At 49.2% G+C, this 12655-nt stretch carries 10 protein-coding genes; all 10 read right to left on the reverse strand.

Annotation, left to right across the window (positions count from 1 at the left end):
* Positions 1 to 111: 111 nt before the first annotated feature.
* Positions 112 to 645, reverse strand: a complete 534-nt coding sequence (locus tag U2F10_RS32940; protein ID WP_163671351.1) for a DUF192 domain-containing protein — start codon at positions 643 to 645, stop codon at positions 112 to 114.
* 115 nt (positions 646 to 760) lie between these two features.
* The gene (gene nblR, locus U2F10_RS32945) at positions 761 to 1450 is read right to left on the reverse strand and encodes a response regulator transcription factor NblR (RefSeq protein ID WP_006518405.1); all 690 of its coding nucleotides are present in this window, start codon (positions 1448 to 1450) and stop codon (positions 761 to 763) included.
* A gap of 648 nt (positions 1451 to 2098) precedes the next feature.
* Positions 2099 to 2248, reverse strand: a complete 150-nt coding sequence (locus tag U2F10_RS32950; RefSeq protein ID WP_006518404.1) for a hypothetical protein — start codon at positions 2246 to 2248, stop codon at positions 2099 to 2101.
* A 120-nt stretch (positions 2249 to 2368) separates the two neighbouring features.
* Complete coding sequence (locus U2F10_RS32955; protein ID WP_499874431.1) at positions 2369 to 4468, reverse strand: FAD-dependent oxidoreductase; 2100 nt, start codon at positions 4466 to 4468, stop codon at positions 2369 to 2371.
* 279 nt (positions 4469 to 4747) lie between these two features.
* Positions 4748 to 5470, reverse strand: coding sequence for an RNA methyltransferase (locus tag U2F10_RS32960; protein WP_490793320.1), 723 nt, complete (start codon positions 5468 to 5470; stop codon positions 4748 to 4750).
* Positions 5471 to 5550: 80 nt separating this feature from the next.
* The gene (locus U2F10_RS32965; RefSeq protein WP_163671348.1) at positions 5551 to 7404 is read right to left on the reverse strand and encodes an ATP-binding cassette domain-containing protein; all 1854 of its coding nucleotides are present in this window, start codon (positions 7402 to 7404) and stop codon (positions 5551 to 5553) included.
* A gap of 121 nt (positions 7405 to 7525) precedes the next feature.
* Positions 7526 to 8194: a response regulator gene (locus U2F10_RS32970; RefSeq protein ID WP_163671347.1), complete on the reverse strand. Its 669-nt coding sequence runs from the start codon at positions 8192 to 8194 to the stop codon at positions 7526 to 7528.
* A gap of 57 nt (positions 8195 to 8251) precedes the next feature.
* Positions 8252 to 9349, reverse strand: a complete 1098-nt coding sequence (locus U2F10_RS32975) for a sensor histidine kinase (protein WP_163671346.1) — start codon at positions 9347 to 9349, stop codon at positions 8252 to 8254.
* Positions 9350 to 9885: 536 nt separating this feature from the next.
* A complete protein-coding gene (locus U2F10_RS32980) occupies positions 9886 to 10395 on the reverse strand; it encodes a pentapeptide repeat-containing protein (RefSeq protein WP_163671345.1) in 510 nt (169 codons plus the stop codon).
* Positions 10396 to 10518: 123 nt separating this feature from the next.
* Positions 10519 to 12510, reverse strand: a complete 1992-nt coding sequence (locus tag U2F10_RS32985) for a cache domain-containing protein (protein WP_499874432.1) — start codon at positions 12508 to 12510, stop codon at positions 10519 to 10521.
* Between the last annotated feature and the right edge of the window lie 145 nt (positions 12511 to 12655).

Here is a 12655-nt window from a genome sequence, read left to right on the forward strand (position 1 = left end):
CTTTGAGTTCCCTAACGATGATAAATCCTAAGGAAATTAAATTGCTGAAGCCCCCATTATTGGGGGGTGGGGGCCTCCAACCAAGTTTGCCTTTTGACAAAACCTCTAAGCCTATTCCCCCGCCAAAAACGTGATCTCAACTTGATCACCTTCTTTTAACCCCAACTCCGCTGCCCGACCCAGGCGCAGCTCAATGACATTGTCCACCAGCAGATTGCCTGGACCATAGGTAGGGCAAGGGTCTGCCCCACAGGGCGGGGCCTCGAAAATGCCCTGCACTTCACCTCGATATAAAAACACCATATCCAGCCCCACGGGCACATTTTTCATCCAGAACCGGGCAGGTCGTGGTCGACTAAAGGGAAATAACATCCCTCGGTTATCGGGTAGAGCCTCGCGAAACATCAGACCTAGCTGTTGCTGGCGCGGGGTTGCAGCCACCTCTAAGTCAAAGGTTTCACCGACAATGGTCGCTTGAGCGGTAATGGGAAGCACTTGGCCAGGTCCAGTGAGTACGATTGAATCAGAGGCAGCGTCTGTCACAGAAGTGCCAGAGGAAGCTGTAGGTTCTGTGCTACTACAGGCCAGCAGCAGACAACATAGAGCGGGTAACAGAAAATATTGCTGCTTATGCCAATCGGCCACGCTTGTCTTCCTCTAATGAACATCACAATTTTTGTAGGCTACGTGGCTGTGTCCCTTCGGCTCCTGGTTACCTCAGGGCACCCACAAGAGTATGCCCCTACCAGATTTGCCCACCCTACGTTTCACGTAATACGTATCCAACGCCGCGAACGGTTTGGATTAAGCGCTTTTCGCCTTCTCCATCGATTTTTAAGCGCAAATAGCGAATATACACTTCAATCACGTTGGATTCACCCATGAAGTTGTAGCCCCACACATTTTCTAGAATCTGTTCGCGGGTCAAGACTTCGCGAGGGTGCTCCATTAAATATTTGAGCAGCTCAAATTCTTTCATGGTCAGGTCAATGACCCGGCTGCTGCGCATGGCCTGACGGTTGGTGATGTTGAGGGTAAGCTCACCAAACACTAACTGTTCAACACCGTACTCACTAGGCTGTAAATACGCGCTGACCAAGGCTAGAAATTCATCGCTGCGGTAGGGTTTGAGAAAATAATCGTCGGCCCCAGACTCAATACAGGCCACCCGGTCGTCCAGGTTGTCACGAGCCATCAGTAGCAGCATGGGGGTACGATCACCTTGCGATCGCAACTGCTGACACAGGTCTAATCCCGACTCGCCCGCCAACATCCGATTGACCACAATCAGCGCCGGGTGACGAGTTTGAACTTCCTTAATGCCTGAATCTATCGTGGTCGCTACCAACGGAATGTAACCGGACTCACGCAGATCGTTACTGACATCCTGGGCCAATTCTTCATTGGCCTCCACTAGTAAAACACAGGGGGCCGCATCAGATGCACCCATAGGATCAACCTCCCGCTTTGTATACGCGCATCGCAAACTGTAACTTTAAATTCGCGGATTATTACTACGCAAATACTAGCGCGTGCTCATCCAAACACCATAAGTTAAAAAATGTATACAAAAGAGCGACCCTGTAAAGGGCGTCAGTATCCCCCCTAAGCAACGCACCGCCATCGAGACTTATGCAAACCCAGGGTCGGATGAACTGTATTCTCAAGAACCTGGATAAAATGTCCGCAGAAGAATATACAACAATACGAGAGAATGCTCACCCATGGTATCAACAGCAAATCTCTTAGTAACACTTCATAGTTCCTAGACATTACATCTAGTTACTTTAGGCAACCATAAAGAATGCTCAGAATAACGGACATGAGGGTTTACAGGAGATCGTTTTCTCCTATTATTATTAACAAGCGTAAAAAGCTCAGTAAGCCATCTGAGCTCGGACTCAGAGTGTACTACCAACAAGCAGCTCTTATGAGCAGGACACAAACCATTTAGGGTGCATCTCTTTTACTCCTTGCTCTCGCTTATAGAACACAAGTTTGTTGCTAGCTAAACACAGTATCGTTTAACTAGGCCCAGAGTTGTTAACTAACTGAGCCCAGAATTAAGCTTACATAGCATTTTTACGCTAGGTGTCTATTAAACATTTTGAGCAGACCAGGCGGCAATTGCCAATTCTAGCGCCTCAACAACAACTGTATTCATAGACTGTTCTTTATCACACGCTAGTTGCTTGATTGCCTTCTTCACCCGAGGGGGTACATAAATTGTCATTTGTTCAGTTGGCATGGTTCGTTCTGGCTATGACCTATAAATTGAGTTTAGGACACTCAATTAGGCAACAGTACGGGCAAATGGCCGATATTAGTCGTCACAAAGGCGCAACTAGTCCTGTTATCAAAAAAATGTTCAGATCGCGAGCTTAGCTTTCAATAACGCATACAATACCCGTGAGAGATCTCGACGCTGAACAATGCGCCGATCCCTTGGCGTACCGACAAAGGCGGCTTCATGGTGCTTAGGCATTGCTTTTTTGACTAAGAAGCCCAGCTGCTGACGAGTCATGGCCTGGTCTGGAGCAAACCGCCCCCGCCCCACACCCGCCACCATATTTTGGGCCTTAAGGGTTTCAATATTGCTATAGGCCCAGTGCTGGCCAGGCTGTACATCTCTGAAAGATGGCTGAGCTGGAGTATTTTTTTCTAGCCCTAAGAGACTAACTAAGGCTGTACAAACAACCGCACGGCTAACGCTGGCATAGGGGCGAAAATGCAGGTTTTTCTCATTCTCGCTATTGACGATTCCCGCCGCTGCCATTACCTGAATGGCTTCAAAATCTTGGTCCGTATGGGCTACATCATCAAACCATACAATGGGAATACCATTGCGGGTCAAAAAGCCCTGTAGCTTGCGTAATAAGGACTCATTCCGAACAATCTCACGGGGTTGTTTTCCAGTCCACACACTAAAGGCTGCCAAAAAGCCACCGGCCTCACCAATCGCCCATTCCACCGGGTGCATCCGATAGGCGGCATTGGTAATGTGGGTGGTGCCAATACTTTTAGCTGATAAAACTAAGCCATCTGTATTGATAGGAACCAGTGCCCCCGCTGGTAAAGTGAAGGGTAAGGCAATGACATCTTTCCCGGTAGGGCTCACATGACCATCCACCAGATTGCCATGGAGGTCTAAGTAATGATATTGACCAATGCCCAGTGTATCGTTAAAAGTACGGGCACGTGCCTGATTCGGAAAAAAGCTAGCAGCCACGTCTTCATGGCGAATGGTGGTCATAGCAATGCCTCGACGGGCCTCTCGAATGTAGGGTTCCAGGGCAATGCCATCCTTGGTCCAGGTGAGATCTCCTCGGGGTTTGAGATCAGGTGAGCCATTGGTTTGCAAGTAGTGAATATAGGCCTGCGCTCGGGTACGTGCCCGGGCAATCTGTTGTTGTCGCTCTGAGCGATCAAGCCCCACCAGGTAGCCAGTGCGATAGTCATTACCACAGCATTGACCCCGCTCCGGGTGGCTCGATGTTCCCCAATTAATCACGGCCACATCGCCAGGGGAGATTGTTTTTTTGTACAGAGAACGTCGTAACAAGCGACGATAGCGAAAAATACCAAATGCATTAAAGAAATCGCGTTTTTTCCAAACTGTGTTTTTGCGAACCCAAAAGTCTCCAGTAAATTCTTGTAGGTTGAGCCATGGTACCCGTCCATATTCTGTTGGCATACCAATGGGCACCCCTTTCCCAGGCTGCGTACGTTCCACTAACACATCAAAGGTAAATGACTGTTGGCACTGGGGTCGGGCGTCCTCTGGCAAAATTGCTTCGTCTGTTTCGCTGCGGGCCTCTTGTCCCACCCGTGAGGGTACATCGCCCACCTCTAGCAGATCGCCTAAATCAGTGGCTTCTACCACGACCTTGGCATACACCGTAAACCCATGCTTGGTTTTGGTGTCTTGACACATCACCCCGGTCACACGGCGCACACTCGTCTCGTTACTGGCCGCTGCCAGCACTAATGAAGTGGGCTCAGCATAGGGAATTAGGGTGAGCTTGCCGGACTTTAGATAGGGCAATAGCTTTTCATTTAAGGCCGTTGACGCCGCCACTGGGGTAGTCGAGAGGGGGCATACCCACGAGCCGCCTGGATCCTCTACAATCTGACCGGCCACAGGCTGTAACTGTCGCTGCCGTCGACGGAACAGGCGTTGGCTTTTGGAAATGGCAAATTCTTCTCCATTCAGCGTGGTCAGATCGGCCTTGTGGCGCAGTAGGTCCCCATCGTCAGATGCGGGCAATGCCTGGGCAGTAAACTGGCCCCCCACCATTCGCTGGGGCTGCACCAAACACACATCTAATTTGAGCTTAAGGGCGGTCAAAGCAGCCATATAGGCAGCTGTTGAACCCCCAATCACCGCAATTGAACACTCATAACTGGCCCCATCCCAGGGGCGGGTTAAGGCATCATCGCTAAGCAGACCGTTTTTCTGATGCACCATAAATGTCTCACTCCTAGACCATTCCATCATGGATCAAGGTGGCAAAACTGGGCCAAATTTATCCGTAGTTTTTCATAAATCACCTGCTAACTAGGGACGTCAACACCCCAGACCATGGACATGCCAACAGATGAATTGTTGAGGACAGCTAACATGCAGTACCCTCAGATCATTAAATCATCACCATCAGAACCATGTCTAAGAAGCCTCCTGTCATTGACATTGACCCGGCAACGCTGTTGTTTATTGGCTTTCTGTTGATATTGCTGCCCTTAATTTTTACGGGGTTTCTTGCCCAGTGAGGGCCTGATCTAAGGCGTGGTTGAACGCCGATCTCAGCTTATGGATAACATAGAGATCCTCACGGTCTAAGCGGGCAATACCATGCATGACATAGCTTTGATAGCGTTCTGGTAAACTCACCCGTGTCATTAGTTGCTGTAACAGTTGTTTAAGGCTGGCATATTCTGCAGCAGGCATCGGCTCACTATTCAGCCGTTGATCCGTAATCTGTACCTGGGTCTGCTCAGCTGACAGCACAAAGCTATACACCATTACGGCCTGGGCAAGATTCAAGGACGGCTGTAGCTGATGCTGGGGAATGGTTGTTAGCAGATCACAGGCTTCAATATCGGCAGACTTCAGTCCGGAGCGCTCCCCACCAAAAACAATGGCCACTCGATGCAGCCATTCTCCCTTTGCTTGCAGATGGGAGGGGAGGTCTCGCACGGAGGTGTAGTGGTGTTTTTCGTAGCGGTGGCGGGCGGTGGTTGCACAGGCAAAGTCGCAATCTGCGATCGCATCCCCCAGATTTTCATATACCTGAGCGGTTTTGAGCACATGCTGAGAGCCATGGGCCAGGGCAAAGGCCTTTTCACCCAGGTAATCGGCCTGGGGTCGTACTAAACGTAAAGCGTTGTAGCCCATGGTATGCATCGCACGGGCTGCTGCGCCAATATTTTCCGGTTCTTCGGGGTCGACAAGGACAAAGATGATTTCCATGGGAATTTATTATACGGGGCGAGGGCATCGCCCAATGTCGGGGCATTCCATGGAACGCTCCGACATTGGGGCCGATTGGATTATTTTGCCTCACCCAAATAGCTCTCGGCTTGGAGGTCAAACATTTCAGCATAGCGCCCTTGTTGGGCCATGAGCTGGTCGTGGGTGCCCACTTCGATGATTTGCCCCTGCTCTAACACAACAATGCGGTCCGCCATGCGCACGGTGGAAAACCGATGGCTGACCAGGAAGGTCATTTTGCCCTGGGTCAGCTGCCGAAAACGCTGGAAAAGATCATGCTCTGCGATCGCATCCACCGCCGCTGTCGGTTCATCTAAAATCAAAATCTGGGCATCACTCATAAATGCCCGCGCCAGACCAATTTTTTGCCACTGCCCCCCGGAAAGATCCACCCCCCCTGAAAACATTTTGCCAAGAATAGTGTGATAGCCCTCTTCTAGCCGCTCAATCACCTCGGTGGCACCAGCTCCCTGGGCGGCTTGAGCCACTAAATCAATATTCTGTCGCTGGGGCAAGTTACCAAATCCAATATTGTCTTGTACATTCAAGGCATAGCGTGCAAAGTCTTGAAACATAATGCCAATTTGACTACGCAGTTCGCTGAGAGAAAATGTTTGCAACGGAATATTATCGATGATAATTTGCCCTTGCTCAATGTCGTAAAGACGGGTCAGCAGTTTTAATAAGGTTGTCTTCCCAGAGCCATTTAACCCCACCAGCGCAATACACTCCCCTGGGGCAACCGTCAGATTAATCCCCTGTAGTGTGGGCTGTTCTGCCCCTGGGTAGGTAAAGTACACATCCTGAAACCGCAACCCCTGTTCCATGGGTTTGGGAAAGGGGTTAGGGTGACGAGGACTGACCACCTGGGGAGAGATATCCAACAGTTCAAAATACTGTGACACGTAGAGATTGTATTCATAGAGGGTGGCAAGACTCAGGAGAGTGGACTCAATTAATCCCTGGGCCTGTTGAAATGCACCTGTGTATAGCGTGAGATCGCCCAGGGTCACCATCCCCTGTAGCGTTTGCCATAGCACTAAACCATAGGCTCCATAAAATCCAATAGCGCCCAGCAGTTCAGTGCTCAACTGGGCTAGCGACTGCTGCCGCGCCAACCGCCGTGACTCTTGATTAAATTCATGACGAATCGTGCGGTACTGCTCCACCATATGTTGTCCCAGGTTAAACAGCCGCACTTCTTTGACATACTGAGGAGCCGTGAGAATCTCGTAAAAGTAGTCTGACAGACGACGAGACGGTGTTTGGCGACGGTTCATCCAAAATCGCCGATAGGAGTAACGAATACCCACCCAGAAAGTAGGCAACACACTGAGTAACAACAGGCCCATCACACCAGAGCTAAACCGCAATAGTAATGCCAGCAGTCCCACCAACCGGGTAATGGAACCTAACAGCCGAGATAGTAGCTCCACGACCCGCAACGGATAGTTACTGCCACTTTGCTGCGCCCGATTTAGCACATCATGGAACTCAGGTGATTCATAATGGGCCAGGTCCAGGCGCATCGCCTGCTGTAACAGTTGCACATTGGCATGGAGTAAAAACTGATCGCTCAGCACTCGGCTCACATAGCTATTGAGTTTATTCAGCACTTCTTGCAACAGCAACAGACTAAATCCTGCTATCACCAGGAACAACAGATAAGATGTAAAACCAGACGTATCACTGGCCAGAATCGACACCACTTGATCAACAATCAGCTTACTCACATAAAGCTGGGCCGTTGGTATTAACGCATTGACCAGAGTGATGCTAATACTGAGCATCAGCCAACCTGGAGACGCCGACCATACTAGCCGCACGAGCCGGGGGGTATTCCCCAGCAAGCTCAGGAAGTTTTGATAAGAGCGTCGCAGTCGAGATAGAAAATTGTAAAAAGTAGAATGCACGGATAGCAAGAAGACGGTTTGAGTTTTAAAGGCTCAGTGTTGAGTCATCATTATCTACTTTTTATCTACTTTGCTCACACCCGTTACACCATCATCAACTCAAAATTCACAACTCTCCAACCTAAGCCTTCACCAATCCCAGCTTGATCGCCTTCACAATTGCCTGGGTTCGGCTACGCACTTTAAGCTTCTCAAAAATGGCCGTCAGATGGGCTTTCACTGTTGCAACAGTGATATATAACTGTTTTGCAATCGTCTCATTCGAGGCCCCTTGCACCAGCCAATGCAGCACATCCTGTTCTCGCTCTGTTAAGTGAATATCTTCAGACACTTGAGGCAGAGGGCTGGAAGTGGCATGAAATAACCGAAAAAAACCACTGGCTAACGCCGGATCAAGATACACTTCATCCTGCAGTACTGTTCGTATGGCTTCATAGAGCTGGCTGCCTAGCTTATCCTTGGCGACGTAGCCCTTGGCTCCAGCCTGCATAGCCTGAAAGATCCATTTATCTTCTCGATGGGCCGACAGACTCAGTACGCGCGTATCTGCCCCCAAGGTTTTCAGCTGCCGTAATACCTCAATGCCAGTCCCCTGGTCTAACTCCATATCTAGCAGCGTGATGACAGGATGATGGGTCTCAACCATCTCAATGGCTTGCGCCACCGATGCAGCTTCTGCCACGACCTCAAACTTAGCAGGCCCATCGACATAAAACCCCAGCAAGGTACGCAAACCTTGCCTAAAGTCAACATTGTCATCAACTAATAAAACAGAAACAGCATCAGTCATTGAGAATGTACCTAATACTGAAAAACATATGAAGTGAGCCTTCAAAAAACAAGTAAGTTATGGGCGTGGCAGAAAAATCGAAAATTGAGCCCCTCCCTGGGGGAGAGTTTCAGCCCCAATACTACCCTGATGGTCCAAAATAATTTTCTTTGCGATCGCCAGTCCCAACCCAGTCCCCCCAGATCGTTGTGAGTAAAACGGTCTAAACAGCTCAGAGATATCCACATCTTCCAGACCAGGCCCCTGATCGCTGACAGTCACCAACACCGCCTCGTCAGCGATTTGCCAATCAACGGTAATAGTCCCGCCCGTATTACTAAAGTGCACGGCATTGTCAAGCAAGTTTTGCAAAACTTGTTCAAACTGCCAACCATCAACAACAACAGAAATAGATTGCCCAGGGCACACTATATTCAACTGCTTTTGCTCAATCTGCGGTTGCAATAAGGAGAGGGCATTTTTCAACAAGGTGAGTAAGTCATGGTCCCGTTTTTTCAGACACGCTTGTTTACCACAGTTGAGTAAGTCTACTAAATGGGCTAAAAGCGTCTCAGACGTTCGACGAATACAGTCCGCCTGAGCCTTTTGAGTTTCGTTTTCAGCACCCAAAGCAAGGGTCTCTGCATAGAGTTGAATCAAAGAGAGGGGATTACGCAATTGATGGTCAGCCTGTTGCAATGTCTGCTCTAATAGCTGAATCTTTTCCTGCTGACGCAGGTTCTCTTGATACAAAATGAGATATTGCTGGAGTAGCTGCGCGTACTCCTTAATTAACGTCTGCTGTGGATGGGAAATATGCTTTTCGGTCCACAACAGTAGATACTCACATTGAGTTTCTGTTTGACGCAAACCACACACATAGGCACAGGAATCACTTGAATTGAGGGATAGGGGCATCAGCTCTAAAAACGGCAAATTCTTAGTAATCCAGCGCTCTGGCTCAAGATACGACGTAATTTCGTTGTTTATCACATGATGGCGACGATAAGACATCATATCGCGCCTATTTTCAAGCTGATCCCAACGAACTAGCCAAACGTCTAAAGCTGATAACTTCTCGCTTAGGCGGTCAATTTGCGCTTGGCACAGCTGGCGAATGTCAGCAGATGCCAATTTTGACTGGTGGCTCGCTATTGAAGGAGGCGATGTATACATCCTGAATCCACTCCTACTTCACCTGGGAACTGTGGTGTTTATGCTGATCATGAATACCTGTGTCCTTATCTAGAATCAACATTTTTTTGTCAATATGCAAGCGTCTAAAGGAAATTTGGGTGTAAACACGCAGTCTTTCAAATTCATAAAAACATCCCCTCTCTCGCCCTTGAAATTCCTGATGGGTTGCCTTGTTTTTAACGTTTAACCTCCTTCGATTTTCAGGCTGAGATGCACTACGCAGCAGACTAGGCGTTATGGCTATTAGACCTTTGACCAATTGGCCCCAGGGCTGTCAAGACTTACGCTAATAACAAGCGCATTTCGTTGACATGTTCGCTATCGTAGACTCGCCATCTTTGCGTGAAGGGGCGAGTCTTTTTATTGCAACAGTGTCTTGCCACCTCTATTGCGGTAAATACGGTTGGTTTAAAAGAAATATGCATCCCACCACGCGCCTACGTAGGGAACTTGCCTAGTACATTTGGCTGATTTTAACTACGCCAAATGTATGAGATGAGAGAAGTCAGGTAAAGCTACCCATCGCAACCTAGACTTTCCCGCGTTGACACACCTGTAACTGGGTTCATCCCGTCAGCTCGTTCGCACAGGTACTTCACCTGGAATCGGTCCAGAATCGTATAGGAAAAGTCTGCCCCCGTAATCGTTGCGTCAGCAAATGTACTGCTGGTCATCAGGGCGTCAGTAACAACGGCATTGGTTAAATCAGACCCCGTAAACTCTACCCGGTCGGCAAAGGTTTCTGACAGGTTAGCGCCGGTTAGGTCAGTACGGATAAATTTTGCCTTGGTCAAAATGGTGGCACTGAGGTCTGCACCTCGAAAATTAGCGTCTCGCACCTCCGCTGCCGCTAAGGATGTACCCGCTAAATTGGCATTTTCGAAATTGCGCCCGGTGAGGTCGGTCAGGGTGTAGTTGACGACGCCAGGTTCTGCGATCGCAACCGATGGCAACGTCGTTAGTAGCAGTGAAATCGCAACGAGCATTCCGACTAGTTTGAGACTCAGCCACTGCCATCTAATCATCTGCAAGTACTCCCTGTCTGCGCCAAGTCTAATCATAGGCGAATTTAGGAAACCGCAGGTGGCCCACACCGACATTCAGCTAGCCTGCTTTTTCGACCGCAGGTGGCTCACACCGACATTCAGCTAGCCTGCTTTTTCGACCGCATTAACCATTCCCTCTTGCCATGAATTTGCCACCCCATAATGTTCCGTAGCTAGCGGATCAACCGCTGGCGGCAATGCAGTCTCTTGGGACCGAGCCAATATGTCCGGTTGACCAGGCAGCTTTAAGCTACCCTGCTGTAGATCGCCCCAAAGCATTTCTGACACTTGCTGAGCATCTCGGTTGAGGGTATCGGTGATCGCATCAATTTCCGTCAGGATCTGGGTAATCGTTTGGGCCGCAGTTGCCATCGCTTGCGAGTTGGCAATAGTTGCCTGTCTAGATTGGGTCAGATTGCTCGTCTGATGATGTAGCTTTTCTAAGGAGTGACGCTGGCGATCGTACGCCTTAAGATTGGCCACATCCGCAATCAGTTGAGCGATCAAGGCTTGAAACTGGGATTTGTCTGCCGACTGAGCTGACTGATTGACAGAGCCTGTCAGCGCCATAATCCGTTGATCTAGGATGTCAAATATCTGGTTTGCTTCCGATTCTGACGGCATACTCTCCAGATATCCCCCCAGGGTTTGAGCCAGGCTAAATAGGGCATCTAATCGTCTGTCTATAGACTGATACTGATTAGATTGCTCATCCAACTGCTGCTGCACCTTTTGAATCAACGCCTGTTGCTCACGCGCTTCTTCATCCACCTGCGCTGTGAACGCTAAAAATTTCTCAGTCAGTTGATCAGCATGAAAGTAGCTTTGGGTAATGGTTTCTTCATGACGACGAATCGTCTCCTGGTGCATGTTGAGCTGGTTGAGAATGTTAAAGAAGGAAACCGATAGCTGCTCTAGCTCGTCTTTCTGAGCGATCGCAACTTCCTCCAGCAAATTTCCATGGGTACCCACAAACTGTTTGCCTTGCAGCAGGATGGGTTTGATCCGCTGGTTTAACTTTCTAATGGCCAGATAGACCACCACTGCCAGCAATAACACCATTAACCCAGTCGTCACAGCTGCAATGCGTAGAATCCGACCATAGATCGCTTTATAAGGCACAAAACCAAACAGTAACCAGTCCTGGCCAGGCACCGTAGCGTAGGCCCAGTAGCCAGAAGCGGTCTTCAAAAAGCCCGGTGCCTCTGTGTCAATCTGCGGCCAAATAGCCTCCAGCCCAGGAATAGTTTGGTAGGTTTGGGCTTCAGCCGTTGGGTTGGTGGGATCGGCAATCACCTGGCCTGACTGGGTAAGTAGCAAGAAATATCCGGCTTGTTGAAAGACCACATCATCTAGCAAATTCCCTAAATAGGCGCTGTCAATCTCCACCAGGCTAGTGCCCAACCAACGACCTTCAGAATTGAACAGAGGATAGTAGTAAGTCAGTAACCGATTTCGGTCCCCTTGATAAGGCTCCGTCCACACACTGGTCTGGGGTTCAAAATAATCGCGGTAGCGATCAGTGTCAGGGTAGAACTCGCCAACGTCATCGGCAAAGTCTTCGTAGCGGATAGCGTCTGGATCAAACGATGTCGACTCCGCAGACGTAATCGCTGAATAGTAGGGGAATAACCAGGGCTGCTCCTCCAGGATGCCATTTTTGCTCTGCCCTAGCCCCAAGCCAACCACAAACTCTGGGCGACGCTGAAACAGCTGCAGCACCAACTCACGATAGGTATCAGGAAACTGTGCCCCTCTCTCATGCAGCGTAGTGGCGCTGACACCCAAGCTATAGGCCAGCGTTTCAGCTGAATCTGTAACTGATGCGATCGCATTGACCTTACTATCAATACTGCTACGCACCTGGTCTTCTGCCTGACGTCTTAACATTTCACTAAAGAGAAATGCCATGCCCCCCATGCCAGCAAGGGCACCCAGCATGATCATCCAAAACAGACGACCACCAAACGAATTTAGTTTGAACCATCCTTTAGCCTTATCCACTAAAGTCGGCTGATAACTTTGGGGTGTACGCGGGAGTTCTTTAAACGGTGAAATTGACTGCTTAGACGTTGGCAATTTAAAGGAACACATATGCGTTGAATAACAAGTTCTATATAGATGAGGCTATAGAGCAGATCCAAGCCACAGAGCAAACCCTTGGCCATTCCCCATAGTAGTTCATAACTCTTGTAGATTGAGGTTCACTAGATCACCATATGTGTTAGAGAATGAGCGA

This window comes from Leptothoe sp. EHU-05/26/07-4 (genome assembly GCF_043421015.1).
Classification (GTDB): domain Bacteria; phylum Cyanobacteriota; class Cyanobacteriia; order Phormidesmidales; family Phormidesmidaceae; genus Leptothoe; species Leptothoe turfae.